At 60.8% G+C, this 25,506-nt stretch carries 27 protein-coding genes; 20 read left to right on the top strand and 7 right to left on the bottom strand.

Annotation, left to right across the window (positions count from 1 at the left end; translation table 11 throughout):
* Positions 1 to 107: 107 nt before the first annotated feature.
* The 10 genes from BW33_RS10400 (at position 108) to BW33_RS10355 (ending at position 11,215) form a co-directional block, all read left to right on the top strand.
* Complete coding sequence (locus BW33_RS10400) at positions 108 to 824, top strand: FadR/GntR family transcriptional regulator (RefSeq protein ID WP_047598787.1); 717 nt, start codon at positions 108 to 110, stop codon at positions 822 to 824.
* A 129-nt stretch (positions 825 to 953) separates the two neighbouring features.
* The gene (locus tag BW33_RS10395) at positions 954 to 1,829 is read left to right on the top strand and encodes an SMP-30/gluconolactonase/LRE family protein (protein WP_047598786.1); all 876 of its coding nucleotides are present in this window, start codon (positions 954 to 956) and stop codon (positions 1,827 to 1,829) included.
* Positions 1,830 to 2,099: 270 nt separating this feature from the next.
* Entirely contained in the window at positions 2,100 to 2,918 is an 819-nt protein-coding gene (locus BW33_RS10390) for an SDR family oxidoreductase (protein WP_047598785.1), read from the top strand.
* Between the two features lie 278 nt (positions 2,919 to 3,196).
* The gene (locus tag BW33_RS10385; RefSeq protein WP_047598782.1) at positions 3,197 to 4,201 is read left to right on the top strand and encodes a substrate-binding domain-containing protein; all 1,005 of its coding nucleotides are present in this window, start codon (positions 3,197 to 3,199) and stop codon (positions 4,199 to 4,201) included.
* Positions 4,202 to 4,234: 33 nt separating this feature from the next.
* Positions 4,235 to 5,779 carry an L-arabinose ABC transporter ATP-binding protein AraG gene (araG, locus tag BW33_RS10380; protein ID WP_047598780.1) on the top strand — a complete coding sequence of 515 codons (1,545 nt, stop codon included), beginning with the start codon at positions 4,235 to 4,237 and terminating at the stop codon, positions 5,777 to 5,779.
* 12 nt (positions 5,780 to 5,791) lie between these two features.
* Positions 5,792 to 6,760, top strand: a complete 969-nt coding sequence (gene araH / locus BW33_RS10375; RefSeq protein WP_047598828.1) for an L-arabinose ABC transporter permease AraH — start codon at positions 5,792 to 5,794, stop codon at positions 6,758 to 6,760.
* Between the two features lie 189 nt (positions 6,761 to 6,949).
* Positions 6,950 to 7,663, top strand: coding sequence for a GntR family transcriptional regulator (locus BW33_RS10370; protein WP_047598779.1), 714 nt, complete (start codon positions 6,950 to 6,952; stop codon positions 7,661 to 7,663).
* Positions 7,660 to 8,658, top strand: a complete 999-nt coding sequence (locus BW33_RS10365; protein ID WP_047598778.1) for an ADP-ribosylglycohydrolase family protein — start codon at positions 7,660 to 7,662, stop codon at positions 8,656 to 8,658. Before BW33_RS10370 ends, BW33_RS10365 begins: the two co-directional genes overlap by 4 nt.
* Positions 8,659 to 8,826: 168 nt before the next feature.
* Positions 8,827 to 10,293, top strand: coding sequence for a purine-cytosine permease family protein (locus BW33_RS10360; RefSeq protein ID WP_047598777.1), 1,467 nt, complete (start codon positions 8,827 to 8,829; stop codon positions 10,291 to 10,293).
* On the top strand, positions 10,286 to 11,215 hold the full coding sequence (locus BW33_RS10355) for a PfkB family carbohydrate kinase (protein WP_047598775.1): 930 nt from the start codon (positions 10,286 to 10,288) through the stop codon (positions 11,213 to 11,215). Before BW33_RS10360 ends, BW33_RS10355 begins: the two co-directional genes overlap by 8 nt.
* Before the next feature lie 116 nt (positions 11,216 to 11,331).
* Here BW33_RS10355 and BW33_RS10350 read toward each other — a convergent pair whose 3' ends face one another.
* The 4 genes from BW33_RS10350 to BW33_RS10335 all read right to left on the bottom strand — a co-directional run bounded on the left by BW33_RS10350 (position 11,332) and on the right by BW33_RS10335 (position 13,235).
* Positions 11,332 to 11,712 (bottom strand): Rho termination factor N-terminal domain-containing protein, encoded by a 381-nt coding sequence (locus tag BW33_RS10350; RefSeq protein ID WP_047598774.1) that lies wholly within the window; start codon positions 11,710 to 11,712, stop codon positions 11,332 to 11,334.
* 128 nt (positions 11,713 to 11,840) lie between these two features.
* Positions 11,841 to 12,095, bottom strand: coding sequence for a hypothetical protein (locus BW33_RS10345; protein ID WP_047598773.1), 255 nt, complete (start codon positions 12,093 to 12,095; stop codon positions 11,841 to 11,843).
* A gap of 44 nt (positions 12,096 to 12,139) precedes the next feature.
* Positions 12,140 to 12,484, bottom strand: coding sequence for a hypothetical protein (locus BW33_RS10340; protein ID WP_047598772.1), 345 nt, complete (start codon positions 12,482 to 12,484; stop codon positions 12,140 to 12,142).
* 82 nt (positions 12,485 to 12,566) lie between these two features.
* Positions 12,567 to 13,235: an HD domain-containing protein gene (locus BW33_RS10335; RefSeq protein WP_047598770.1), complete on the bottom strand. Its 669-nt coding sequence runs from the start codon at positions 13,233 to 13,235 to the stop codon at positions 12,567 to 12,569.
* 223 nt (positions 13,236 to 13,458) lie between these two features.
* Here BW33_RS10335 and BW33_RS10330 point away from each other — a divergent pair, with 223 nt between their 5' ends.
* The 4 genes from BW33_RS10330 (at position 13,459) to BW33_RS10315 (ending at position 15,356) form a co-directional block, all read left to right on the top strand.
* Positions 13,459 to 13,938, top strand: a complete 480-nt coding sequence (locus tag BW33_RS10330; RefSeq protein ID WP_047598826.1) for a GNAT family N-acetyltransferase — start codon at positions 13,459 to 13,461, stop codon at positions 13,936 to 13,938.
* A gap of 314 nt (positions 13,939 to 14,252) precedes the next feature.
* Positions 14,253 to 14,390 (top strand): hypothetical protein, encoded by a 138-nt coding sequence (locus tag BW33_RS30150; protein WP_236645208.1) that lies wholly within the window; start codon positions 14,253 to 14,255, stop codon positions 14,388 to 14,390.
* Between the two features lie 16 nt (positions 14,391 to 14,406).
* Positions 14,407 to 14,850 (top strand): PAAR domain-containing protein, encoded by a 444-nt coding sequence (locus BW33_RS10320; protein WP_052032703.1) that lies wholly within the window; start codon positions 14,407 to 14,409, stop codon positions 14,848 to 14,850.
* An 11-nt stretch (positions 14,851 to 14,861) separates the two neighbouring features.
* On the top strand, positions 14,862 to 15,356 hold the full coding sequence (locus tag BW33_RS10315) for a hypothetical protein (RefSeq protein WP_047598767.1): 495 nt from the start codon (positions 14,862 to 14,864) through the stop codon (positions 15,354 to 15,356).
* A gap of 43 nt (positions 15,357 to 15,399) precedes the next feature.
* Here the strand turns inward: BW33_RS10315 and BW33_RS10310 are convergent, their stop codons facing one another.
* The gene (locus BW33_RS10310; RefSeq protein ID WP_047598765.1) at positions 15,400 to 15,846 is read right to left on the bottom strand and encodes a hypothetical protein; all 447 of its coding nucleotides are present in this window, start codon (positions 15,844 to 15,846) and stop codon (positions 15,400 to 15,402) included.
* 190 nt (positions 15,847 to 16,036) lie between these two features.
* Here BW33_RS10310 and BW33_RS10305 point away from each other — a divergent pair, with 190 nt between their 5' ends.
* The 5 genes from BW33_RS10305 (at position 16,037) to BW33_RS10285 (ending at position 21,204) form a co-directional block, all read left to right on the top strand.
* A complete protein-coding gene (locus tag BW33_RS10305; RefSeq protein WP_047598764.1) occupies positions 16,037 to 17,026 on the top strand; it encodes a 2-dehydro-3-deoxygalactonokinase in 990 nt (329 codons plus the stop codon).
* 19 nt (positions 17,027 to 17,045) lie between these two features.
* A complete protein-coding gene (locus tag BW33_RS10300; RefSeq protein WP_047598763.1) occupies positions 17,046 to 17,666 on the top strand; it encodes a 2-dehydro-3-deoxy-6-phosphogalactonate aldolase in 621 nt (206 codons plus the stop codon).
* 48 nt (positions 17,667 to 17,714) lie between these two features.
* Positions 17,715 to 18,863 (top strand): galactonate dehydratase, encoded by a 1,149-nt coding sequence (gene dgoD / locus BW33_RS10295; RefSeq protein ID WP_007961968.1) that lies wholly within the window; start codon positions 17,715 to 17,717, stop codon positions 18,861 to 18,863.
* Positions 18,864 to 19,035: 172 nt separating this feature from the next.
* Positions 19,036 to 20,340 carry an MFS transporter gene (locus tag BW33_RS10290; protein WP_047598761.1) on the top strand — a complete coding sequence of 435 codons (1,305 nt, stop codon included), beginning with the start codon at positions 19,036 to 19,038 and terminating at the stop codon, positions 20,338 to 20,340.
* Positions 20,341 to 20,400: 60 nt separating this feature from the next.
* Entirely contained in the window at positions 20,401 to 21,204 is an 804-nt protein-coding gene (locus tag BW33_RS10285) for an IclR family transcriptional regulator (protein WP_045122581.1), read from the top strand.
* 4 nt (positions 21,205 to 21,208) lie between these two features.
* Here the strand turns inward: BW33_RS10285 and BW33_RS10280 are convergent, their stop codons facing one another.
* Positions 21,209 to 22,261 carry an NAD(P)-dependent alcohol dehydrogenase gene (locus tag BW33_RS10280; protein WP_047598759.1) on the bottom strand — a complete coding sequence of 351 codons (1,053 nt, stop codon included), beginning with the start codon at positions 22,259 to 22,261 and terminating at the stop codon, positions 21,209 to 21,211.
* A 189-nt stretch (positions 22,262 to 22,450) separates the two neighbouring features.
* Between BW33_RS10280 and BW33_RS10275 the strand changes: the two genes are divergently transcribed.
* Positions 22,451 to 23,341, top strand: a complete 891-nt coding sequence (locus BW33_RS10275) for an AraC family transcriptional regulator (protein WP_047598823.1) — start codon at positions 22,451 to 22,453, stop codon at positions 23,339 to 23,341.
* A 182-nt stretch (positions 23,342 to 23,523) separates the two neighbouring features.
* Here BW33_RS10275 and BW33_RS10270 read toward each other — a convergent pair whose 3' ends face one another.
* Positions 23,524 to 25,188, bottom strand: coding sequence for an electron transfer flavoprotein-ubiquinone oxidoreductase (locus BW33_RS10270; RefSeq protein ID WP_047598758.1), 1,665 nt, complete (start codon positions 25,186 to 25,188; stop codon positions 23,524 to 23,526).
* Between the last annotated feature and the right edge of the window lie 318 nt (positions 25,189 to 25,506).

Genomic DNA, 25,506 nt, shown 5'->3' with positions numbered 1-25,506 from the left:
CAGGCTCACTCCTACAGGGGGTTTATGGTTCAGCAGAAAATCCCGATTGACTGTTAATCATATGATCATTAGCGTGGACACCCATCGCCAACTGCTTTGAGGTTTCCATGTCCAGCAGCTTTCATGCGTCAACGGTCGATTGGCTGGGCAGCTGGATTGCCGCTGGCCAGGTCAAGCCGGGGCAGGCGATCAAGGTCGAGGCGGATCTGGGCGAGCAGCTCGGCGTCAGCCGCACGGTGATTCGAGAAGCGATCAAGACCCTGGTCGCCAAAGGCATGCTCGAAGTCGGGCCGAAGGTCGGCACTCGCGTGTTACCGGTGCGGCGCTGGAACCTGTTCGATCCGCAAGTCGTCGGCTGGCTCTCACGCAACGGCTTGCCGGAAAATTTCGTCGATGACCTGCTCGACCTGCGCCGCACCATCGAACCGATGGCCGTGCGCTGGGCCTGCGAGCGCGCCAGCCTGGAGCAGATTCACGCGGTGCAACTGGCCTACAACGCGTTGGAGCGGGCGGTCGACAGCGGCATCGATTACAACCGTGCCGACCAGGCCTTCCACGAATGCATTCTGGCGGCCAGCCACAATCAGTTCATCGAGCAAATGGTTCCCGCCCTCGGCGCCTTGCTCGCCGTGTCGTTTGAGGTCTCGGCCGCCGACCCCGATGAACTGCGTCGCACATTGCCGATCCACAAAGACATGGCCGACGCCATCGCCGCCCGTGACTCCGCGCGCGGCGTGTGGGCCTGCATGACCCTGATTGACAACGCCGACCTGGCAATCAAACGCTTTTACCCACAGGTGATGGCCGACAAAAAAGCCAGCTGAGAACACCAATCCCCCTGTAGGAGTGAGCCTGCTCGCGATGGCGGTGTGCCGGTCGCCATCAATGTCACTGACCCACCGCCATCGCGAGCAGGCTCACTCCTACAGTTAAAACAACATGAAGGATTCCATATGCCGTTGACCGCCGTAACCCAACACCGCGCCAAGCTCGGCGAAGGGCCATTCTGGGACGCCCCGACCCAGGCACTGTACTGGGTCGATATCGCCGGCCAACAGGCGCTGCGGCTGATCGGCAACAACGTGCAGATCTGGCAGATGCCCGAGCACGTTTCCGCGTTCATCCCGTGTGCCAGCGGCGATGCGCTGGTGACCCTGAGCAGCGGCGTGTATCGACTGGATCTTGATTCCCCCGGCCTTGAGCCGCACCTGACGCTGTTCTGCATCGCCGACCCGCAACCGGGCAATCGGCCCAATGAAGCGCGCTGCGATGGTCAGGGGCGATTGTGGCTCGGCACCATGCAGAACAACATCGGCAACAACGGCGAAGACCTGCCGATCGTGCGCCGCTCCGGTGGCCTGTTCCGTATCGATCCCGATCAGCGCGTCACGCCATTGTTGCGCGGTCTGGGGATTCCCAACACGCTGCTGTGGAGCGACGACGGCACCAGACTGCTGTTCGGCGATAGCCTCGACGGGGCGCTCAATCGCTATTTCATTCACACCGACGGCAACCTGGATAACGCCGAGATCTGGTATGGCCCTGACCAGAATGGCGGCCCGGACGGGTCGGCAATCGACACCGAGGGATTCGTATGGAATGCCCGTTGGGATGGCAGTTGCCTGCTGTGCCTGACGCCCGAAGGGCAAGTCGAGCGCAAAATCGATCTGCCTGTCAGCCGGCCAACCAGTTGCGTATTCGGCGGCGAAGACCTGAAAACCCTGTACATCACCAGCGCCCAGAGTCCGCACAACCATCCGCTGGATGGCGCAGTCCTGTCGATGCGGGTCGATGTACCGGGCAAACTCTGTACGCGGTTTGCGGGCTGAATCCCAAAATATGGGATGCAAAATTATATATTGAGATTATTTGTCGGTCGGGTTTATAGTCGGCTCCAGCAGTAACACGCACTCACACTTAAAAAGAACAAAACAGGTGAAGTGATGCAGCGAACCTCTATCGCACTCCTCAGCGGGGTCAGCGTCTCGCAACGGCCCGGCGTCGCTCGCCGCGCCTGCCTGTTTCGTTTTCACAGTTTTCCAGACCGGACATCGGCAGATGCCCGGTTTTTTTGTGCTGACGAACAGGAGTCCTGATCCATGGCTGAACCTCTTTCCTTGCCGCCGGTGCCCGCGCCGCCGAAGGGTGAGCGTTTGAAAAACAAAGTGGTGCTGCTGACCGGCGCCGCGCAAGGCATCGGTGAAGCCATTGTTGCCACGTTCGCCTCGCAGCAGGCCAGACTGGTGATCAGCGATATTCAGGCAGAGAAGGTCGAGAAGGTTGCCGCCCAGTGGCGCGACAAGGGCTACGACGTGCAGGCGATCAAGGCTGACGTCTCGCGCCAGCAAGACCTGCACGCCATGGCCAGACGGGCGATCGAGCTGCACGGGCGCATCGACGTGCTGGTCAACTGCGCCGGGGTCAACGTGTTCCGCGACCCGCTGCAAATGACCGAAGAAGACTGGCGTCGTTGCTTCGCCATCGATCTGGACGGCGCCTGGTACGGCTGCAAAGCTGTGCTGCCACAAATGATCGAGCAGGGCGTTGGCAGCATCATCAACATCGCTTCGACCCATTCCAGCCACATCATTCCCGGCTGCTTCCCGTACCCGGTGGCCAAGCACGGTCTGCTTGGGCTGACCCGGGCACTGGGCATCGAATACGCGGCGAAGGGCGTTCGGGTCAATGCCATCGCGCCGGGCTATATCGAGACGCAACTCAACGTCGATTACTGGAACGGCTTTGCCGATCCGCAGGCCGAGCGTCAACGCGCATTCGATCTGCATCCGCCGAAACGCATCGGCCAGCCGCTCGAAGTGGCGATGACCGCAGTGTTCCTGGCCAGTGATGAAGCGCCGTTCATCAACGCCTCGTGCATCACCATCGATGGTGGGCGCTCGGTGATGTACCACGACTGAATCGATCGGGTTTCAGGAGGTGAACTCCGCGTGAAATCCAATCATCATACGATATGACTATTTTCAACAGGCTTTGCAGCAGTACGTGTCACGCCACCACACCTGTGGCGAGGGAGCTCGCTCCCGCTCGGCTGCGCAGCAGTCGTAAATTCGGGCTGCGCGGTGTGTTTGATTGACCGAGGTAACCGGTTTCAGGGCCGCTTCGCAGCCCAGCGGGAGCAAGCTCCCTCGCCACAAACTGTTTAATTTGCTCAAAAAAAATAACAAGGAGTCAGCTTATGAAACGTCGTTTCGGGATTCGTACCCTGTGCAGTGCCGCGCTGGCGGTCACCGCGTTCAGTCTGAGCAGTACGCTGCTCGCTGCCGATGCCGTGAAAATCGGTTTTCTGGTCAAACAGGCTGAAGAGCCGTGGTTCCAGACCGAGTGGGCCTTCGCCGAGAAAGCCGCCAAGGACAAAGGCTTCGAACTGATCAAGATCGCCGTGCCAGACGGCGAGAAAACCCTCTCGGCCATCGACAGCCTCGCGGCCAATGGCGCGAAAGGCTTCGTGATCTGCCCGCCGGATGTTTCGCTCGGCCCGGCGATCATGGCCAAAGCCAAACTCAATGACCTCAAAGTGATTGCCGTCGATGATCGTTTCGTCGACGCCAACGGCAAGTTCATGGAAGACGTGCCGTACCTCGGCATGGCGGCGTTCGAAGTCGGCCAGAAGCAGGGCAACGCGATGGTTGCCGAAGCGAAGAAGCGCAACTGGGACTGGAAAGACACCTACGCGGTGGTCAACACCTACAACGAGCTCGACACCGGCAAGAAGCGCACCGACGGCTCGGTCAAATCCCTGGAGGACGCCGGCCTGCCGAAGGATCACATCCTCTTCGCGGCGCTGAAAACCCTCGACGTGCCGGGCAGCATGGACGCCACCAACTCGGCGCTGGTCAAGCTGCCAAGTGCAGCGAAGAACCTGATCATTGGCGGCATGAACGACAACACCGTGCTCGGCGGCGTACGCGCGACCGAAGCCGCCGGGTTCGCTGCGGCCAACGTGATTGGCATCGGCATCAATGGCACTGACGCCATCGGCGAGCTGAAAAAACCTAACAGCGGTTTCTTCGGTTCGATGCTGCCAAGCCCGCACATCGAAGGCTACAAGACCGCCGAGATGATGTACGAGTGGGTCACCACCGGCAAAGAACCGCCGAAATACACGGCGATGGACGACGTCACCCTGATCACCCGCGAGAACTTCAAGCAAGAGCTGGAAAAAATCGGCCTGTGGAATTGATGGCTGCTCGATCGGTGTGAAGAGGTGACTCAGATGCACGCGCAAGTACAGACACATGAAAGCAGCGCCGGCGGCAGCCTGCGCTTCAACGGGATCGGCAAGACCTTCCCCGGGGTCAAGGCGCTGGACGCCATCAGCTTCGTTGCCCATCCGGGGCAGGTGCACGCCTTGATGGGCGAGAACGGCGCCGGTAAATCGACCCTGCTGAAAATCCTCGGCGGCGCCTACATTCCGAGCAGCGGCGAGTTGCAGATCGGCGAGCAGACCATGGCGTTCAAGTCGACCGCCGACAGCATCGGCAGCGGCGTCGCGGTGATTCACCAGGAGCTGCATCTGGTGCCGGAAATGAGCGTGGCCGAGAACCTGTTTCTCGGCCATCTGCCGGCCAGTTTTGGCCTGATCAATCGTGGCGTCCTGCGCCAGAATGCCTTGGCCTGTCTCAAGGGCCTGGCCGATGAAATAGATCCGCAGACCAAGGTCGGGCGCCTGTCGCTCGGCCAGCGGCAACTGGTGGAAATCGCCAAGGCGCTGTCCCGTGGCGCGCATGTGATCGCCTTCGATGAGCCGACCAGCAGCCTCTCGGCGCGCGAAATCGACCGTTTGATGGCGATCATCAGCCGCTTGCGTGACGAGGGCAAAGTGGTGCTCTACGTCTCGCATCGCATGGAAGAAGTGTTCCGCATTTGCGACGCGGTGACGGTGTTCAAGGATGGCCGTTATGTGCGCACCTTCGATGACATGAGCCAGTTGACCCACGATCAACTGGTGACCTGCATGGTCGGGCGCGACATTCAGGACATCTACGATTACCGCAGCCGTCCACGCGGCGCGGTGGCGTTGAAGGTCGACGGTTTGCTCGGCCCTGGGCTGCGTGAGCCGGTGAGTTTCGAGGCGCACAAGGGCGAGATTCTCGGGCTGTTCGGCCTGGTCGGGGCCGGGCGCACCGAACTGTTTCGCTTGCTCAGCGGGCTTGAGCGCAACACCGCCGGACGCCTTGAATTACGCGGGCATGAACTGAAATTGCGCTCACCGCGTGACGCGATTGCCGCCGGGATCCTGCTGTGCCCCGAGGACCGCAAAAAAGAGGGGATCATCCCGCTGGCCAGCGTTGCCGAGAACATCAACATCAGCGCGCGCGGTGCCAATGCGAGCCTCGGCTGCCTGCTGCGCGGGCTGTGGGAAAAGGGCAACGCCGACAAGCAGATCAAGGCGCTGAAAGTCAAAACCCCGCACGCCGGTCAGCAGATCAAATTCCTGTCCGGCGGCAATCAGCAGAAGGCGATTCTCGGTCGCTGGCTGTCGATGCCGATGAAGGTGCTGCTGCTCGACGAGCCCACTCGCGGCATCGACATCGGGGCCAAGGCCGAGATTTACCAGATCATCCATAACCTGGCCGCCGACGGTATTTCGGTGATCGTGGTGTCCAGCGACCTGATGGAGGTGATGGGCATTTCCGACCGCATTCTGGTGCTCTGCGAAGGCGCGCTGCGCGGCGAAGTCAGCCGCGACCAGGCCAATGAATCCAACCTGCTGCAACTGGCTTTGCCGCGCCATCGCGCTGACGGCGTGGCGAACTGAGAGGTGACTATGATGACCATCCAAAACAAGGCGCTGCCGACTCCCCGCAAACCGCTGGACCTGCGGCGCTTCCTCGATGACTGGGTCATGCTGCTGGCGGCCGTCGGTATCTTCGTCGCCTGTACCTTGCTGATCGACAACTTCCTCTCGCCGCTGAACATGCGCGGGCTGGGCCTGGCGATTTCCACCACCGGCATTGCCGCGTGCACCATGCTCTACTGCCTGGCGTCAGGTCACTTCGACTTGTCGGTGGGCTCGGTGATCGCCTGCGCCGGGGTCGTCGCGGCGGTGGTGATGCGTGACACCAACAGCGTGTTCCTCGGCGTCAGCGCGGCGCTGGTGATGGGCCTGATTGTCGGGCTGATCAACGGCATCGTGATTGCCAAGTTGCGGGTCAACGCGTTGATCACCACGCTGGCGACCATGCAGATCGTTCGCGGTCTGGCCTACATTTTTGCCAACGGCAAAGCGGTGGGCGTGTCGCAGGAGTCGTTCTTCGTCTTCGGCAACGGCCAGTTGTTCGGTGTGCCGGTGCCGATCCTGATCACCATCGTCTGCTTCCTGTTTTTCGGCTGGCTGCTGAACTACACCACCTACGGGCGCAACACCATGGCCATCGGCGGCAACCAGGAAGCGGCGTTGCTTGCCGGGGTGAATGTCGATCGGACCAAGATCATCATCTTCGCCGTGCACGGCGTGATCGGTGCGCTGGCCGGGGTGATTCTCGCTTCGCGCATGACCTCCGGGCAGCCGATGATCGGCCAGGGTTTTGAACTGACGGTGATCTCGGCGTGTGTGCTCGGCGGTGTGTCGCTGAGCGGCGGGATCGGCATGATCCGCCACGTGATTGCCGGGGTGCTGATTCTGGCGATCATCGAGAACGCGATGAACCTGAAGAACATCGATACGTTTTATCAGTACGTGATTCGCGGTTCGATTCTGCTGTTGGCGGTGGTGATCGACCGCCTCAAACAACGCTGACACCCTCTCATCCTTGTGGGAGCGAGCCTGCTCGCGAAAGCGCTGAATCAGTCGCCGAAATATTGACTGACCCGACGTCTTCGCGAGCAGGCTCGCTCCCACAAGGAACCGCATCTGTCCCCCCGCCTTCCGTCTGATCTCCTAAATTCTCCTTGCCCGTTCACGCCCGTTTCGGGTATCACTTTGTACATGATTAGACAGGTACGATTTGACAAGAAACAACGGGTGGTCGACGAACTCGTCCGGCGCATCGAAAGCGGCCTCATGGAGGACGGCTTTCTGTTGCCCGGCGAGCATCAGTTGGCTCAGGAATTCAACGTCAGCCGTGGCACGTTGCGCGAAGCGCTGGCTGAACTGAAGCGGCGCAATTACATCGCTACGCAGAGCGGGGTCGGCTCCATCGTCACTTTCGACGGTGTCGCGCTCGACCAGCGCAGTGGCTGGGCGCAGGCCTTGGCCGACAGCGGGGCGCTGATCAACACCGAAGTGTTGCGTCTGGAAGCGGTGACGCGTCCCGATCTGCTTTCGCGCTTCGGCACTGACCAATTCATCACCCTCGACCGCCGTCGCCGCGCCAACGACGGCACGCTGGTGTCCCTCGAACGCTCTTTGATGCCGGCCACCGGCGGCCTGGAAAGCCTGCCGCGCGTCGGTCTGATCGACAACTCGCTGACCATCACCCTGGCGGCCTACGGCTACATCGGCGAGCGCGGTGATCAGTGGATCGGCGCCGAACCGCTGAATGCCGAAGACGCTGAGCTGCTCGGGCGCCCGGTGGGAACCGTGTTCCTCAAGGCCCTGCGTACCACCTACGACCGGCAGAACCGTTTCATGGAGCAGGTCGAAAGCCTGCTCGACCCGGTGCATTTCCGCCTGCACCTGCAATTTGGAGAAACGAAATGACCGCGCTCGACCGTGCCCTTGGTGCGTTTTATGGCCTGGCCCTCGGTGACGCGCTGGGCATGCCGACGCAATCGCTGAACCGCGAAACGATCAAGACCCGCTTCGGCAAAATCACTGATTTGCAGGACGCCGGTCCTCTGCAACCGATCGCCGCCAACATGCCCAAAGGCTCGATCACCGACGACACCGAACAGGCGATTCTGGTCGGTCAGTTGCTGGTCGAAGGCAAGGGCCGGATCGAACCGGCAGTCCTCGCCCAACGACTGATCGAATGGGAAGCGGAAATGCAGGCCAAGGGTTCGCAGGATCTGCTCGGACCATCGACCAAACGCGCCATTGAAATGATTCTCGCCGGCCACTCGCCGGAGGAGGCCGGGCGTTACGGCACCACCAACGGCGCGGCGATGCGCATCACTCCGGTGGGCATTGCCGCAAACGTCGCCGATCCCGAACGTTTCATCGCGGCCGTGGTGCAGGCCTGTCAGGTCACCCACAACACCACGCTGGGGATTTCCAGCGCGGCGGCGGTGGCGGCGGTGGTTTCGGCCGGGATCAACGGCATGGATCTGGGCGAGGCGCTGAACCTCGGTCAGCAGATTGCGCAACAGGCCGAGGCACATGGTCACTGGGTGGCCGGCGGTCGCATCGCCTCGCGCATCAGTTGGGCGCGAACCATCAGTGTCGACAGTGACAAGGCGCTGCTGGCGGATCTGCTGTACGACGTGATCGGCACTTCGGTGGCATCGCAGGAATCGGTGGTGGTCTCGTTCGCCCTGGCGCAGCAAGTGGCCGTTGGCGAGATGAGCGCGTTCGATGCGTTGTGCATGGCCGCCAGCCTTGGCGGCGACACTGACACCATCGCGGCGATTCTTGGCGCCATGCTCGGGGCCTGCCTGGGCCTTGAGAGCTGGCCGGCGCCGATGATTGCCACGGTCAAGGCGGTCAATCATCTGGAGCTTGAACCGTTGGTGAAAGGACTCCTCACTTTACGCTGAGGACCCCGTGTAGGAGCTGCCGAAGGCTGCGATCTTTTGATCTTCAGCAGTCTTCAGGCAGCCGGAAAATCAAGATCAAAAGATCGCAGCCTGCGGCAGCTCCTACAGGAGATGTGCGGGTTATTGAATTGCCCATAAACACAAGAATGGCAAACAGGAGCACTGTTCATGAGTTCATCAAACGCCGGGCAAGGTGCCGGGCAACTGGAAACCCGGGGGATCGAGCCGGTGCCGGAAGCCGAGTGCAACGGTCATCCGTTGCAGCTGTTCTGGGTCTGGTTTGCCGCCAACATTTCCATTCTCGGACTGCCGTTGGGCGCCACGCTGGTGGCGTTTCGCGGGCTGGCGATCTGGCAGGCGATCATCGTTGCCATCGTCGGCGCCGCCGGTTCGTTCGCCGTGGTCGGGATCATCTCGATTGCCGGCCGCCGTGGCCGTGCGCCGAGTCTGACCTTATCCCGGGCGATCTTCGGCGTACGCGGCAATATCGGCCCGACGCTGGTCTCGCTGATGTCGCGTCTGGGTTGGGAAACCGTCAACACCACCACCGCGGCATTCGTGCTGCTGTCGCTGTGTTCGATCCTGTTCGGCTCGCCGGTTGAAGCGAAGAGTGCACCGCTGCTGACATTGATCTTCATCGCGATTTTCGTGCTGCTGACCCTGTCGGTTTCCGGCCTCGGTCACGCCACCTTGCTGGTGATCCAGAAGTGGGCGACCTACGTGTTCGGCGCGCTGAACATTCTGGTTGGCGGCTTCCTCTGCGCCACCATCGACTGGAGCGCAGTGTTCAACGCTACACCGGCGCCAATGAGCGCGATGATCATCGGCATCGGCACCATGGCTGCCGGTACCGGGATCGGCTGGGCCAACGCCGGTGCGGACATGTCGCGCTATCAGCACCGCAGCGTCAAGGCTGTACGGCTGGTCGCTTCGGCGGCGTTCGGCGCGGGGATTCCGCTGGTGCTGCTGATTACCCTCGGCGGCCTGCTGTCGGTGGGCAACAACGATCTGGCATCGGCGACAGATCCGATCGTGGCGATCCGCGACATGCTGCCGACGTGGATGGCTGTGCCGTACCTGATCACCGCGTTCGGCGGTCTGCTGCTGTCGAATAACCTCTCGGTGTACTCCGCCGGTTTGACCACGCTGACCCTCGGCCTCAAGGTCAAACGTGTCTACGCGGTGGTGGTCGACATCGTGGCGATCTTCGCCGGTTCGATCTATTTCATGCTGATCGCCGACAGCTTCTACGGCCCGTTCATTACCTTCATTTCCCTGCTGGCGGTGCCGATCACTGCGTGGGTCGGGATCTTCGTGGTCGACCTGCTTCACCGTCATTACTACAGCCCCAAAGACCTGCTCGATGTCAGCCCGAGCAGCGCCTACTGGTATCGCGGTGGCATCGAGTGGCGCGCGTTCGGCGCGTGGGCGATTGCCATCGTGCTCGGCTTCGGTTTCACCACCATCGGCACCACCGCCGAGAACGTCTGGTTCAAGGGCTTGTTGTCCGACTCCTGGTTGGGCCACAACGGTCTGGGCTGGATCGTGACCTTCGTGGTGGCCGGTGGCATTTACCTGGTTCTCGGCGGGGCGAAAGATCGCCGTGCTGCGCAAATCGAGAATGCTCATGCCTAAGATGTTGCACACCGGCCAGGTCATCATCGACCTGGTCATGGCCGTGGATCAGTTGCCGCAAATCGGTGGCGATGTGTTGGCGCAGTCTGCCGCTTTCGAGGCTGGCGGCGGTTTCAACGTGATGGCGGCTGCCGTGCGTAATGGTTTGCCAGTGGTCTATCTCGGTCGCCACGGCACTGGGCGTTTTGGTGATCTGGCGCGTCAGGCGATGAATGCTGAAGGCATTCAAATCGGCATCGAACAACCGGCACAGCGCGACACCGGTTTGTGCGTGGCGCTGACCGACTCATCGGCCGAACGCAGTTTCATTTCCTATATCGGCGCCGAAGGCGAGGTCACGCAAGACGACCTGAACAGCGTGGCCGCCGAGGCGGGCGATTACGTTTATGTGAGCGGTTACAGCCTGCTGCATGCAGGCAAGGCGCAAGGCCTGCTGGACTGGACGCTGGCGCTGCCGCAGGCGATCAACGTGGTGTTCGATCCGGGGCCGTTGGTCGAGTCGCCGGACTCGCCGTTGATGCAGGCGCTGCTGCCGCGCATCGATGTGTGGACCAGCAACAGCGTCGAGGCGCTGCGCTTTAGCCAGGCGACTGACATTGCTCAAGCGCTGGATCGGTTGGCGGATCATCTGCCCAAGGATGTGCTGATGGTGGTGCGCGATGGGCCACAGGGTTGCTGGATTCAGCAGCGTGGCGAGCGTCGGCATGTGCCGGGCTTTGCTGTGAAAGCCGTGGACAGCAACGGGGCAGGTGATGCCCATACCGGGGTGTTTGTCGCCGGGCTGGCGCAGGGTTTGAATGCGCATGAGGCGGCGCGGCGGGCGAATGCCGCGGCGGCTTTGGCAGTAACGCGGTGGGGGCCGGCGACTGCGCCGGGGGCGGCTGAAGTGGATGGGTTTATCCGCGAGTTGTGCGGCGACTGATTCATCGCTTTCGCGAGCAGGCTTGCTCCCACAGGCGGATTTGCATCGTTCACGAGTCCCTTTGTGGGAGCGAGCCTGCTCGCGAAGGGGCCATACGGCCCGGCACATAATCTGGATTAGCCCGCCTTGCGCAACGCCGCAATCAACTCATCCTTGCGCATCGAAGAACGCCCGGCAATATTCTTCGCTCGCGCCTCCTTGCGCAAACTATCGACAGTCTGCGTTTCCCGCGAGGCCTTGCCGTCACGCGCATGTCCCTCGCGACTGGCCACTGCCCGTCGTGACGACTCCTTGCGATCGTTGGACTTGGCACTCGCCGGTTTCTTGCGTCCGGAACCACCAGCCTTTTCGCCACCGCCCGACTGTTTGTTGACCGTCGCCCAGGCCCGCGCTTCGGCTGCATCCTTCGACAAGCCTTTTTTCTCGTAGCTGTCTTCGATGTGTTCGGCCTTGCGCTTCTGTTCGGCGGTGTATTTGTCCTTGCTTCCACGAGGCATGGGATTTCTCCTTGCATCGGTAGATGAGTTTGGGTGTAGGAGCTGCCGCAGGCTGCGATCTTTTGATCTTGAAAGATCGCAGTCTGCAGCAGCTCCTGCATGATCATGCGTTCACACAATCACAGCTTCTAGACATCAAGCTTTCGCGCTGCTTCAACCCCAGCCGCACTGAGCTTGATCGGCAGGTTCAACGAGTGTTCGCCGGCCTCGTTGCAGGTCACATGACCGTGGTGGATCAGTCCGCGCTCCTGCAGGGCGGCGAGGGCGCTGGCCACCACTTTCTCACCGCGATAGTTGTCCAGCACCTCTTTGCCCAGTCCGCTCGGATGGGCGTGCAGCAGACGAGTGAGGACTTCTTTTTCCAGGTTTTTATCGACGTTCATGGTTACCTCTTCATGGGTGTGAATAGGACGCTCGCGTCGGCGAACTACTGGCCGCCGCCCTCGGAACCCGAACCACCAGTGGTGGTTTTCGAGCCGATGCCGGGGCCGGCGTTATCGGGTGTGGCGGGGGAGTCAGGGGTGTTCATGCCACCCTGGCGGCCGGGGTCACTGCCTTGGGTGCGTGGGTCGGTGCCAGTGGCAGGTGGCTGGTTGATCAAGGGTACGCCGGAGCCATCGGTGTTCATGCCGGGGGCACTGTTGATGGCGGGCGCGCGTGGCGGTGGAACCGGGTCGGTGGGGCCAGTGCCCGCTGCGGTAGTGGAGGCGGCGAAAACCGCAGGACTAAGCAGGGCGGCGAAAACGAGGGCAGTCAACCTTGACGGGATCATAGGGCTTCTCCAGTGATTGGAATCCTTACCTGTCGTTGGTCTGCTCTTGAATCGGATTGGTGCCTGATGAACGACGAACGGTCTACTGGCGAGGCGCGGCATCGATACCGATTTCTTCCTTGAACTGCTCCATGAAACCCTTCAGGCGTTGATGACGGATCTGCGCCAGACGCTGACCGGTGGCAGTCTGGAAACCGTCGGCGAGGTGCAGCAGTTTTGTCTGAAAGTGGTCGAGGCAGAAGCGTGTGTCGTCGTAGTCGCGCTCCTTGGCTTCAGGGTCGAGCGGGTCGTACAACGCACTGCCCATGCGTCCGGCAACGTAAAAGGTGCGGGCGACACCGAGCATGCCCAGCGAGTCGAGCCGGTCGGCGTCCTGGACCAGTTTCGCTTCGAGGGTGAGTGGGGTGATGTTGGCGGAGAAACTGTGGGCTTCGATAGCGTGGGTGACGGCGCTGATTGTGCTGTCGGGCCAGTGCAGGTTCGCCAGGACCATGGAGGCTTTTTCCGCTGCCAGACGCGAAGCTTGCGCGCGCAGGGGCGAGTTCTTCTCGACAGCCACGCAGTCGTGCAGCAGCACAGCAGCGAGCAACACCTGCAGATCGCCGCCTTCTGTCTGGTGCAACGTGCGTACGTTGTGCCAGACCCGTTGCAGGTGCGCGAGGTCATGGGCGCCGTCGTCGCACGGCTCCAGAGCGTGGGGCAGCAACTCGGCGGCGAGTGAGGTGAGCGGCGCGAAAGCAGTGGCGTTCATGAGCATCCTTGAAGACTTACCCGAATTTTTGAAGCGCATGATACTTCTGTGGTGAGGGGATTTATCCCCGATGGCGTGCGAAGCAGTCCCATTTTTCAGGGCTGCTGCGCTCCCCATCGCGGATAAATCCCCTCATCACAAGGTTCTCTACCAGGTATGGAATGTGACGAGCGCCGTCCACGGCCTTAATATGGCGCTTTCCATTTTCCGACAAGGCCCGTCCATGACGATCGAAATCCGCCCGGCGACCCCCAGCGATGCGCCGCAAATCCTCGCCTTCATCACCGAACTGGCAGATTTCGAAAAGGCCCGCCACGAAGTGATCGCCAACGTCACCGACATCGAGCGCAGCCTGTTCGGCGAAGGCGCTACCGCCCACGGCCTGATCTGCCTGCGTGACGGTGTGCCGATCGGTTTTGCGGTGTTCTTCTTCAGCTATTCGACGTGGCTTGGCAGCAACTGTCTGTACCTCGAAGACCTCTACATCACCCCCGAGCAACGCGGAGGCGGTGCTGGTAAAACCCTGTTGCGGCATCTGGCGAAAATCGCCTGCGACAACGACTGCGGCCGCTTCGAATGGAGCGTGCTGGACTGGAACACCCCGGCCATCGAATTCTACAAATCCCTCGGTGCGCAACCGCAGGAAGAGTGGGTGCGCTATCGCATGGATGGCAAGGTGTTGCGTGAATTTGCCGAAGGCTGAGGGCATGATGGCAATCCAATGTTGAATTGATTACTGCCACCGCTCTAGTCCGGCATTCTACGCGCGATTTTTGCGCGCTCACGGACGACACCTGCAATGCTTCTGGCAAAACTTCTCCACGCCCGTGGAGCCTTCGCTGCGTCACTGAGTGAGCGGCGATGAGTGGACTGCGGGCGTCAATGCGTCTGTATGGCCTGGTGAAAAACTAAGGCTCTGACAACCCTCAGCGTCGACCGGTAGACATCCTGTGCATCGTCAATCGCACGGGTGACAAAGCCATTTGCGCGTTTGTGTCGCGGCTCGACGCCGAGCTCATGGCACGCAGCGCCGGCCTGGATGAATACCGTGTGATCGCATTGCGCCAATTCGAACCGGACGCGTTTATCGAAGCGCAGCAGGGCTGGCTGACGCTGCACATCTGTTGCGGTTTCGTCGCCCCCGCCAACCTCTGAAGCAAGGAGCTTTGAACTGAGTGGTAAACCCGCCGCCCGCGTCACCGACCCGACCGCCTGCCCATTGCCAGGCCATGGTACCAACCCGATCGTTTCCGGCTCGCCCGACGTCTTCTTCGCTGGCCTCGCCGCTGCGCGCATGACCGATAAATCAGCCTGTGGCAGCGCGATCACCGGCGCTGTTTCCGGGACTGTATTCATCAATGGCCTGAACGCCGCCACGCTCGACAGCACCGGTGGGCACGGCAATGTCGTGGTCGGTGGTTCGGGCACGGTGATTATTGGACAAAGTGGTGGAGGGGCGGCGTTTAGTGGACTGTTGCCGATGCCAGTGCATTTCGATGATCGGATGCAAGTGATTAACGAGATAACGGGGGAGCCTATGGCTAATCATCCTTACGCGATTCAACGCGGCGATGGGCGTGTAGAGCATGATGGAATCGGTGGTGTTGCATTTTAAAGGAAGGAAATGTGCGTAAGTTAATTCTGATTTTGATGTTTTCGATGTGTGCTTCATGTGCGATCAGCCACGGAAAACCTACTGCCAAAATCGAGTATTTGGGGGTAGAGCGCTACTTGGATCGAAACATTTACCAAGTCAGTTTTTCCTCCGACGTCGATGTCGACAAACTCTTCAAGTCCAAGATAAGTCAGTCGCTGCTTTGCGCGTTGGGGGAGAGTAGGGATTTTTCGCAGTCGCGCAATCTGAATGAATATGGTGAAGGATGGATTGAGCCTCTGAAGCCTGCAGACGGATCAACTTTCAAAGCGGATCTCATGTTTTATCGTGTGAAAGACTCAACGAGTGAAACGCTGATGAGCAGCAAGGACTTAAGCGCTGTATTGGCGGGGCGAAAAACAATCGCATGCAAAGTCAGAATCAACTCCTACTCCTACAAAATCTACTATTCAGACGTGATGAATATTCCTGTTGCCGAGCTGCTAAAGGAAATTGACCAGTATTGAGATCGGGCTTCTCGCCTGATCACAAGAAGCCTTGTTCTGATGCTCACTTCTCTGCGGATTCCCAATGACCGCTGAGCAATCCATCAAGTGTCTTTCGCACGGAAATCTTGAAAGCCCCGGCCTTCTCTTCATCGAAGGCCGCTTTCCAGTAGGTGTAGCCCTGACTGAAATCCGGAATCTGCGCCGTCTCTCCCACGCGGCGAGTCAGGCTACGCCGCAAAGCCTCGGTCTGAAAAGGCAGGTGGGGCATTGCGGTGAACTCGCCTCCGGTGACCGGGTTGGTCATCCGAATGCCATCAACGCGGATATGCACGACGGTGCCGTAGTGCGGATAGCTTTCGATTTTGAGGATGGTCAAGGTCGAGGCTTCTTCACCCGGCCGGGTTTTGTAGGCCCAGATATCGCCCTCTCTGATAGCGGGCAAGGCACTGGCAATCGCCGCGAAGCAGAGTGCGCTGCAGAGCAGTAACGCCTTTAAAGCGGTTTTCATTTTGTCTTCCTTGAACCTGTCGAGAGCGGTCGTCGCGTGAGTGGGATCGGCATTTTAGAGATTTGGCAGAGAAACGGCTGTTACACTTGTAAATCCCATAATATGGGAATGATATTTATATATTGAGATTTTCCTGCGCCAAGGTTTATAGTCCGTCGCACTCACTGCCAAAAACAAAACAGGTGAAGCGATGCAAGCGCAATTGATCGCGCTCGACTGGGGGACGACCTCATTACGTGCTTACAAACTCGCGGCGGGCGGGATGGTGCTGGAGCAGCGTGCGCTGTCGTCCGGGATCATGCAGTTACCGAAGACGCCGCGAGTCATCAACGGTGGTGAATGCGCCGACGGTTTTGAACTGGCCTTCGAAGAGGCGTGCGGCGACTGGCTCGATGCGCAGCCGGATCTGCCTGTGATCGCCTGCGGCATGGTCGGCAGCGCCCAGGGCTGGCGCGAAGTGGCCTACTGCGAGACGCCGGCGAACGTCGCCAATCTCGGAAATTCCCTGCAAACACTGGTCAGTCTGCGCGGCACGCGGGTGCACATCGTGCCTGGCGTGATTCAGCGATCGCGGCTGCCCAACGTGATGCGCGGCGAAGAAACCCAGGTCCTCGGCGTGTTGCAGAACCTGCCGGCCGAGGCGGGCGGCGATCTGTTGATTGGTCTGCCGGGCAGCCACTCCAAATGGGTGGAAGTGGTCGAGGGCCGCATCACTCATTTCGACACCTTCATGACCGGCGAAGTGTTCGCCGTGCTCAGTGAACACAGCATTCTCGGGCGTACCCAGCAACAGGGTGCAACGTTCGACGGCGTGGCATTTGACCGTGGTGTGCAAGTGGCGCTGTCGGCGGACGGCGAACTGGGCGTGCTCTCCACATTATTCAGTGCCCGCACCCTGGGCCTGACCGGCGAACTGGCCCCGACGGCGCAAGTGGATTACCTGTCCGGGCTGATGATCGGCCATGAGCTGGCGGCACTCGCCATAGTTCAGCGCCGCCGCCGCAACAGCGTGCATCTGCCCTCGATCATCCTCATCGGCAACGCGCAACTCTGCGCCCGTTACGGCCGTGCCCTCGATGCCTGCGGTTTCGCTCGCGTCACGCTGGCCGAGCAGGCCACCGAGCGTGGTCTGTGGCAACTGGCGCTGGCCGCCGGGCTGCTCGATTCCTCATCCCGTTAACCCTGACTGGAGGCCTGACATGCTCAAGCAAGCATTGGCACAAAACGGTCTGATCGCAATCCTGCGTGGCCTGCAACCGCAGGAAGCCGCTGCTGTCGGAAAAGTCCTGTATGCCGCCGGATTTCGCGTCATCGAAGTACCGCTCAATTCTCCGTCGCCGTACGACAGTATCCGCATCCTGCGTCAGACCTTGCCTGCCGATTGCCTGATCGGTGCCGGCACGGTGTTGACCCCGGAGCAGGTCGAGCGGGTGAAAGAGGCGGGCGGCCAAGTGATTGTCATGCCGCACAGCGACGCCAAATTGCTGCGTGCGGCGAAAGCGGCGGGGCTGTACCTGTCGCCGGGTGTCGCCACGCCGACCGAAGCGTTCGCGGCGCTGGAGGAGGGCGCGGACATTCTCAAGCTGTTCCCGGCCGAGCAGATGGGCCCGGCGGTGGTCAAGGCGTGGCTCGCGGTGTTGCCCTCCGGGACGGTGCTGGCGCCGGTCGGCGGGATCACCCCGGACAACATGCAGGCGTTCATCGACGCTGGCGTGAAAGGTTTCGGCCTCGGTTCCGGCCTGTTCAAACCGGGCATGACGACTGAGCAAGTGGCGGCCAATGCCAAGGCCTACGTGGCTGCCTGGAAAGCCCTTCGCTGAGATTTATCCGGCGCTGCGTGCGCTGCATCTAACAAGAGAGACAAGCAGATGAAAATCACCAAACTCACCACCTTCATCGTCCCGCCGCGCTGGTGCTTCCTCAAGGTCGAAACCGATGAGGGCGTGACCGGTTGGGGCGAGCCTGTGGTCGAAGGCCGTGCCCACACCGTCGCCGCTGCCGTTGAAGAATTGTCCGACTACCTGATCGGCAAAGACCCACGCAACATCGAGGACATCTGGACCGTGCTGTACCGTGGCGGCTTCTACCGTGGCGGTGCGATCCACATGAGTGCGCTGGCCGGTATCGATCAGGCGCTGTGGGACATCAAGGGCAAGGCCCTCGGCGTGTCGGTCAGCGATCTGCTCGGCGGTCAGGTGCGCGACAAGATTCGTGTGTATTCGTGGATCGGTGGCGATCGTCCGGCCGACACCGCCCGTGCCGCGAAAGAGGCGGTAAGCCGTGGTTTTACTGCGGTGAAAATGAACGGCACCGAAGAGCTGCAGTTCCTCGACTCCTTCGAAAAAGTCGATCTGGCCCTGGCTAACGTGGCTGCGGTGCGCGATGCCGTCGGGCCGAACGTCGGTATCGGCGTGGACTTCCACGGTCGGGTGCACAAGCCGATGGCCAAGGTGCTGATGAAGGAACTCGACCCGTACAAACTGATGTTCATCGAAGAGCCGGTGCTCAGCGAAAACTATGAAGCGCTGAAAGAGCTGGCGCCGTTGACCAGCACACCGATTGCCCTGGGCGAACGGCTGTTCTCGCGCTGGGATTTCAAGCGGGTGTTGAGCGAAGGTTACGTCGACATCATCCAGCCGGATGCCTCTCATGCCGGCGGTATCACCGAAACCCGCAAGATCGCCAACATGGCTGAAGCCTACGACGTGGCGCTGGCGCTGCATTGCCCGCTGGGGCCGATTGCGCTGGCGGCGTGCCTGCAACTGGATGCGGCTTGCTACAACGCGTTCATTCAGGAGCAGAGCCTGGGCATTCATTACAACGAGAGCAACGATCTGCTCGACTACGTGAAGGATCCGCGGGTATTCGACTACGACCAGGGCTTCGTGAAGATTCCGAACGGGCCGGGGCTGGGCATCGAGATCAACGAGGAATACGTGATCGAACGCGCCGCCGTCGGCCACCGCTGGCGCAACCCGATCTGGCGCCATGCCGATGGCAGTTTTGCCGAGTGGTGATTCCCTTCTGGACCACCACAAATCCCCTGTAGGAGCGAGCCTGCTCGCGATGGCGTCTTGTCTGTCAGATCAATGCCGGATGTGCTACCGAATCGCGAGCAGGCTCACTCCTACAGGGACTAGTGCAAGGCCATAGGCCAACCTCAAATAATCATAAGAAGAGGCACCCCCCATGCCAACGCAAACCCTCACCGGGCAGGCGTCTTTAGTCACGCCTAGCCGCAGGCGGTTTTTCATCATGGTGCTGTTGTTCATCACCGTGGTCATCAACTACCTCGACCGCAGCAACCTGTCGATTGCCGCGCCCGCGCTGACCAGCGAACTGGGCATCGACCCGGTTCACGTCGGGCTGATTTTCTCCGCATTCGGCTGGACCTACGCCGCGATGCAGATCCCCGGCGGCTGGCTGGTGGATCGGGTGCCGCCGCGCATCCTCTATAGCGTCGCGCTACTGCTGTGGTCGCTGGCCACGGTGCTGCTCGGCTTCGCTGCGAGTTTCATTGCGCTGTTCGTGCTGCGCATGGCAGTCGGCGCTTTGGAAGCCCCGGCCTATCCGATCAACAGCCGCGTGGTGACCACCTGGTTTCCTGAGCGCGAGCGGGCCACGGCGATAGGTTTCTACACCTCCGGACAGTTTGTCGGCCTGGCCTTTCTGACCCCGGTGCTGGCCTGGCTGCAACATGAATTCGGCTGGCACATGGTGTTTGTCGCAACCGGTGCGGCGGGCATCATCTGGGCGGCGATCTGGTACGCGGTGTATCGCGAACCGCGAGACTTCAAGGGCGCCAACGACGCGGAGATCGACCTGATCCGCGAGGGTGGCGGACTGGTGGATATTCAAGCGCAGACGGCCAAGGCCTCGTTCAGTTGGACCGACCTCGGTATCGTCCTGAGCAAACGCAAATTGTGGGGCATCTACCTCGGCCAGTTCTGCCTGAACTCGACGCTGTGGTTCTTCCTGACGTGGTTCCCGACCTATCTGGTGAAATACCGTGGCATGGACTTCATCAAGTCCGGCCTGTTGGCGTCGCTGCCGTTTCTCGCGGCTTTTGTCGGCGTGCTGTGCTCGGGATTCTTTTCTGACTTGCTGATCCGGCGTGGCTGCAGCGTGGGCTTTGCGCGCAAGTTGCCGATCATTGGCGGGTTGCTGATTTCCACCTCGATCATCGGCGCCAATTTTGTTGAATCGACGCCGCTGGTGATCGCCTTTCTGGCGTTGGCGTTTTTCGGCAACGGGCTGGCCTCGATCACCTGGTCGCTGGTCTCGACCCTGGCGCCTGCGCGGTTGCTGGGGTTGACCGGCGGGGTGTTCAACTTCATCGGCAACCTGTCGGCAATTGCCACGCCGATTGTCATCGGGTTCCTCGCCCGTGGTGATTCGTTTGCCCCGGCGATCACCTACATCGCGGTTCTGGCGCTGATCGGTGCATTGTCCTACGTGTTGCTGGTGGGCAAGGTCGAACGTATCGAGTTGTAGTGGTCTGCGTCGGGCGACCATAATGCCGCCCGTTCCCTCGCTCAACGGTAAAGGCTGGATATGCAGGAAGACGCCCCGGAAAAAACCAAGGACGCCGCACCCACCGGTACTCAGACGCTGCTTCGCGGACTGGGTGTGGTGCAGGCGGTGGCCAGTGGCGCCCGCGATCTGAAAGAGATCGCCCGGCTGATCGGCACCACGCGCAGCACCACCCATCGTCTGGCCAGTTGCCTGGTGGACGAGCGCTACCTGCGCGTGGTGCCGCAAATCGGCTATCTGCTGGGGCCGAAGTTGATCGAGCTGGGGTTTCAGGCACGCGAAGAGTTACCGCTGGTGAGTCTGGCCGGGCCGTATCTGGACGAGTTGTCGGCGCTGACCGGCGACACCGTGCACTTGGGCATTCGCGAGGGCGACGAGGTCTTGTATCTGCTGAAGAATCCGGGGCGCAACGGCCCGGAAATGCGCTCGCGGGTCGGCCATCGCATGCCGCTGGCACGCACCGGGATTGGCAAGGCGTTGATGCTCGATGATTCGCCGCAGGATTGGCAGCGCCTGTACGACATCAGCCTGCCGGCGGGTGGGAAAAGTCAGTTCTGGCCGCAGCATCCGCAGCAGTCCTGGGAACAGCTCGAACAGCGCATGACCGAGTACGTGGCCGGTGGCTACGCCTTCGATCTGGAAGATAACGAGCCGTCGATCCGCTGTGTGGCGGCGCCGATTCGTGATGCGAGCAAGCGCATTGTGGCGGCGATCAGTATCGCCAGCACCGTGCCGTACATGCCGCTGGAAAAAATGGCCGAGCTGATCCCCCTGATCAAAGGGGTCACAGCCCGGCTCTCGGCGGAGCTTGGCTTGAAGGTCTGAGGCCTTAAACCTTGAGCGTCGCCATGTCGATCACGAAGCGATACTTCACGTCACCGGCAATCATCCGCGCGTAAGCCTCGTTGATCTGGCGGATGTCGAGCATTTCGATGTCGCAGGTGATGTTGTGCTCGGCGCAGAAATCCAGCACTTCCTGGGTTTCGGCGATGCCACCGATCAAGGAGCCGGCGAGTACGCGGCGGCTCATCACCAGTTTGCCGGCGTGTATCGGCGGATCAACCGGTTCGATCAGACCGACGATGATGTGCACGCCGTCGAAGCGCAGGGTGTCGAGGTACGGATTGAGATCATGCTGCACCGGAATGGTGTCGAGCAGGAAGTCGAAACGGCCAGCGGCGGCGGCCATCTGCTCGGCATCGGTGGAGACGATCACATGATCGGCGCCCTGACGACGACCTTCTTCGGCCTTGCTGGCCGAACGGGTGAACAGCGTGACTTCCGCGCCCATGGCCTTGGCGAACTTGATGCCCATATGGCCGAGGCCGCCCATGCCGAGAATCCCGACCTTGTCACCGGCCTTGACTCCGTAATGCTTGAGCGGCGAGTAGGTGGTGATGCCGGCACAGAGGATCGGCGCGGCGCTGGCCAGGTCGAGTTTCTCCGGGATGCGCACCACGAAGTGTTCGCTGACCACGATGCTGTCGGAGTAGCCGCCCATGGTGTTGCTGCCATCGACCCGGTCCGGGGTGGCGTAGGTCATGGTCGGGCCTTCGAGGCAGTATTGCTCGAGGTTCTGCTGGCAGGCGGCGCAGGAGCGGCAGGAGTCGACCATGCAGCCGACACCGACCAGATCGCCGACGTTATGTCGGGTAACGTTCGCACCCACGGCGGTGACTTTGCCGACGATCTCATGGCCGGGCATCAACGGATAAACAGCGATGCCCCATTCGTTGCGCGCCTGATGGATGTCGGAGTGGCAGACGCCGCAATACAGGATCTCGATCGCCACATCATCAGCGCGTGGACTGCGGCGTTCGAATTTCATCGGGGCGAGGGGAGTGGTGGCCGATTGAGCGGCATAACCGATAGCGGTGTACATGAGAACCTCGCAAAAGCAGTGACAGGTGAGGTGGCGCATTTTGGGCGCCGTCTGCCGCTGCGGCCATGACAATTCCTCCGGCTCTCATGCCTAATCCTCCGGCATGCAGGTCTGGGCAAGCGCATTGACGAAAGGATCTGCGATGATGCTTGCATGCCTTTTTCCGTGACTTTTTTGAAGACCCCTCCGATGCAGTTGACCCGCCACCTTGATGCCAATGCCACGCTGGTTTCGCTGATCGAGCCGCTGGCGCTTTGCGATGGTTACAGCCAGACCGGTCTGCCCGGCGTGCAGGTATTGCGCGCCAGTTGCGACGTGGCGCGTGGCCCGCACATTTATGAGCCGAGCCTGATGATCATCGCCCAGGGCAGCAAACTGGCGTTCCTCGGCCCGCGCACCATGGAATATGGCGCCGGGCACTACCTGATTCAGGCGCTGCCGGTGCCGTTCGAGTGCGAAACCTTTGCCTTGCCGGATGCGCCGTTGCTCGGAGTGTCGGTGGCCATCGACCGGGTGTTGCTCGGCGAGCTGGTGCTGGCCATGGGACTGGCGCCGGGGCGGCACATTCCGGCACAGACACCGGAGTCGATGACCTCGGTGGTGCTCGACGATGACATGCGTGGCTGCGTCGAACGTTTGTTGCGCTGCCTGCACGATCCGCTGGAGCGGCAGATTCTCGGGCCGGCGCGGGTGCGTGAATTGTTGTTTACCGCACTGCGCGGACCGCAGGCCGATGTGTTGCGCGCGCTGGTGGAACAGCAGGGGCAGTTCGCCCGGGTGGCGGCGTCGATCAGTCATCTGCATGCGCATTACACTGAGCCGTTGAATGTCGAGACTTTGGCCAGTTGTGCCAACATGAGCGTGTCGTCCTTCCACGAGCACTTCAAGCGCAGCACGCTGTTGTCGCCGGTGCAGTATCTGAAGCGCTTGCGCCTGCTCAAGGCGCAGACCTTGCTGGTCGTCGAAGGGCTTGGGGTGGCGCAGGTGGCGCATCGGGTGGGGTATCAGAGTACGTCGCAGTTCAGTCGCGAGTACAAGCGTTACTTTGAGCGCAGCCCAGGCGACGAACGCGCGGCCTGAGTCAGTGGCAACGTTCCTGATGGACCCGCGATCCCTGTAGGAGCTGCGGCACGCTGCGAGCTTTTGATTTTCAGATCAGCGTCAAGAGATCGCAGCGTGCCGCAGCTCCTACAGTGGAATGCAGGAATTTTGGGCAACAAAAAGGCCCCCATTTCGGGAGCCTCGTTGTTCAGCGATACGCCTTACATGTTCGGGTAAGTCGGGCCGCCAGCGCCTTCCGGCGTGACCCAGGTGATGTTCTGCGAAGGATCCTTGATGTCACAGGTCTTGCAGTGCACGCAGTTCTGGGCGTTGATCTGGAAGCGTTTTTCGCCGTCTTCCTTGGTGATCACTTCGTAGACGCCGGCCGGGCAATAGCGCTGCGCCGGTTCGTCGTACAGCGGCAGGTTTTTGCTGATCGGGATACTCGGGTCGGTCAGCTTCAGGTGGCACGGCTGTTCTTCTTCGTGGTTGGTACCGGAGATGAACACCGAGCTCAGTTTGTCGAAGCTGAGTTTGCCGTCCGGCTTCGGATAGTCGATCTTCTTGCAGTCGGCCGCGAGCTTCAGGCAAGCATAGTCCGGCTTGGTGTCGTGCAGGGTGAACGGCAGTTTGCCGCCGAAGATGTTCTGGTCCAGCCAGTTGAAACCACCGCCGACGATCGCGCCGAACTTGTGGATCGCCGGGCCGAAGTTACGGCTGGCGAACAGTTCGTCGTAGAGCCAGCTCTTCTTGAACGCGTCGACGTAGGAGGTCAGCTCTTCAGTGCCATCCTTCTCGGCGAACAGCGCGTCGGCCACCGATTCCGCGGCGAGCATGCCGGACTTCATCGCGGTGTGGCTGCCCTTGATCTTGGCGAAGTTCAGGGTGCCGAGGTCGCAGCCGATCAGCGCACCGCCCTTGAAGACCATTTTCGGCAGCGAGTTCAGGCCACCTTTGCAGATCGCGCGAGCGCCGTAGCTGACGCGCTTGCCGCCTTCCAGGTATTGAGCCAGCACCGGGTGGTGCTTGAGGCGCTGGAACTCGTCGAACGGCGACAGGTAGGTGTTGCTGTAGGACAGGTCAACGATCAGACCGACCACTACCTGGTTGTTTTCCAGGTGATAGAGGAACGAGCCGCCGGTGTTTTCGGTGCCCATGATGTCCAGCGGCCAGCCGGCGGTGTGCACCACCAGACCTGGCTGGTGTTTGGCCGGGTCGATTTCCCAGATTTCCTTCAGACCGATGCCGTAGTGCTGGGCGTCGGCATCGCTGTCGAGGTTGTAACGCTTGATCAGTTGCTTGCCGATGTGGCCACGGCAGCCTTCGGCGAACAGCGTGTACTTGCCACGCAGTTCCATGCCCGGGGTGTACAGGCCTTCTTTCGGGTTGCCTTCGCGGTCGACGCCCAGATCACCGGTGATGATCCCGCGCACGATGCCGTTTTCGTCGATCAGGGCTTCCTGAGCGGCGAAGCCCGGGTAGATTTCCACACCGAGGTTTTCGGCCTGCTGCGCCAGCCAGCGGCACAGGTTGCCCAGGGAAATAATGTAGTTGCCTTCGTTGTGCATGGTCTTGGGCACAAAGAAGTCAGGAATTTTCTGCGCGCTGTCGGCGTTTTTCAGCACGAAAATGTCATCGCGGGTGACCGGGGTGTTCAGCGGGGCGCCGAGTTCTTTCCAGTCCGGGAACAGTTCGTTCAGAGCGCGTGGTTCGAACACGGCACCGGAAAGGATGTGTGCGCCGACTTCGGAGCCTTTTTCGACCACGCAGACGCTGATTTCCTTACCGGCTTCGGCGGCCTTCTGCTTCAGACGGCAGGCGGCGGACAGGCCAGCGGGGCCGGCACCGACGATGACCACGTCGAATTCCATGTATTCGCGTTCCACAGGCTATCTCCTACTCAAGGCTCAACAGTTTTTTTTCTAATTTGGAGGTTCGGTGTCGCATCCGTTATTGCCTTTACGTTAACGTCAAGGGTAATAATGGGCAAACCAGCTTTCTCTCTAGGCGGCGCATTATATCTACACCACTCTTAGCGTCCAATACAAACGTTTGTTTGAATCGGCTCCAGCCCAGAGAAATCAAAGAAGCGCGGCTTATGAACGGCCATTTTGCCGTATTGACCGGAATAGGCGTTCCGGTCAAGATACGGGCGGTTTTGCGCTCGCCGTAGGCAGACTGGCGGTTTCAAGAGCACCTCTAAA

Source organism: Pseudomonas sp. RIT288, assembly GCF_000631985.1.
GTDB lineage: Bacteria > Pseudomonadota > Gammaproteobacteria > Pseudomonadales > Pseudomonadaceae > Aquipseudomonas.
This window is presented reverse-complemented; position numbering and strand designations above follow the sequence as displayed.

Bases quoted from the DNA above. Each gene is read 5' to 3' on its own strand.
- BW33_RS10400 (WP_047598787.1), top strand. From the start codon at position 108: ATGTCCAGCAGCTTTCATGCGTCAACGGTCGATTGGCTGGGCAGCTGG.
- BW33_RS10300 (WP_047598763.1), top strand. From the start codon at position 17,046: ATGCTCAAGCAAGCATTGGCACAAAACGGTCTGATCGCAATCCTGCGT.
- BW33_RS10385 (WP_047598782.1), top strand. From the start codon at position 3,197: ATGAAACGTCGTTTCGGGATTCGTACCCTGTGCAGTGCCGCGCTGGCG.
- BW33_RS10350 (WP_047598774.1), bottom strand. From the start codon at position 11,712: ATGCCTCGTGGAAGCAAGGACAAATACACCGCCGAACAGAAGCGCAAG.
- BW33_RS10310 (WP_047598765.1), bottom strand. From the start codon at position 15,846: ATGAAAACCGCTTTAAAGGCGTTACTGCTCTGCAGCGCACTCTGCTTC.
- BW33_RS10335 (WP_047598770.1), bottom strand. From the start codon at position 13,235: ATGAACGCCACTGCTTTCGCGCCGCTCACCTCACTCGCCGCCGAGTTG.
- BW33_RS10360 (WP_047598777.1), top strand. From the start codon at position 8,827: ATGAGTTCATCAAACGCCGGGCAAGGTGCCGGGCAACTGGAAACCCGG.
- dgoD (WP_007961968.1), top strand. From the start codon at position 17,715: ATGAAAATCACCAAACTCACCACCTTCATCGTCCCGCCGCGCTGGTGC.
- BW33_RS10330 (WP_047598826.1), top strand. From the start codon at position 13,459: ATGACGATCGAAATCCGCCCGGCGACCCCCAGCGATGCGCCGCAAATC.
- BW33_RS10395 (WP_047598786.1), top strand. From the start codon at position 954: ATGCCGTTGACCGCCGTAACCCAACACCGCGCCAAGCTCGGCGAAGGG.
- BW33_RS30150 (WP_236645208.1), top strand. From the start codon at position 14,253: ATGGCACGCAGCGCCGGCCTGGATGAATACCGTGTGATCGCATTGCGC.
- BW33_RS10290 (WP_047598761.1), top strand. From the start codon at position 19,036: ATGCCAACGCAAACCCTCACCGGGCAGGCGTCTTTAGTCACGCCTAGC.
- BW33_RS10355 (WP_047598775.1), top strand. From the start codon at position 10,286: ATGCCTAAGATGTTGCACACCGGCCAGGTCATCATCGACCTGGTCATG.
- BW33_RS10275 (WP_047598823.1), top strand. From the start codon at position 22,451: ATGCAGTTGACCCGCCACCTTGATGCCAATGCCACGCTGGTTTCGCTG.
- BW33_RS10340 (WP_047598772.1), bottom strand. From the start codon at position 12,484: ATGATCCCGTCAAGGTTGACTGCCCTCGTTTTCGCCGCCCTGCTTAGT.
- BW33_RS10370 (WP_047598779.1), top strand. From the start codon at position 6,950: ATGATTAGACAGGTACGATTTGACAAGAAACAACGGGTGGTCGACGAA.
- araG (WP_047598780.1), top strand. From the start codon at position 4,235: ATGCACGCGCAAGTACAGACACATGAAAGCAGCGCCGGCGGCAGCCTG.
- BW33_RS10390 (WP_047598785.1), top strand. From the start codon at position 2,100: ATGGCTGAACCTCTTTCCTTGCCGCCGGTGCCCGCGCCGCCGAAGGGT.
- BW33_RS10365 (WP_047598778.1), top strand. From the start codon at position 7,660: ATGACCGCGCTCGACCGTGCCCTTGGTGCGTTTTATGGCCTGGCCCTC.
- BW33_RS10285 (WP_045122581.1), top strand. From the start codon at position 20,401: ATGCAGGAAGACGCCCCGGAAAAAACCAAGGACGCCGCACCCACCGGT.
- araH (WP_047598828.1), top strand. From the start codon at position 5,792: ATGACCATCCAAAACAAGGCGCTGCCGACTCCCCGCAAACCGCTGGAC.
- BW33_RS10280 (WP_047598759.1), bottom strand. From the start codon at position 22,261: ATGTACACCGCTATCGGTTATGCCGCTCAATCGGCCACCACTCCCCTC.
- BW33_RS10345 (WP_047598773.1), bottom strand. From the start codon at position 12,095: ATGAACGTCGATAAAAACCTGGAAAAAGAAGTCCTCACTCGTCTGCTG.
- BW33_RS10305 (WP_047598764.1), top strand. From the start codon at position 16,037: ATGCAAGCGCAATTGATCGCGCTCGACTGGGGGACGACCTCATTACGT.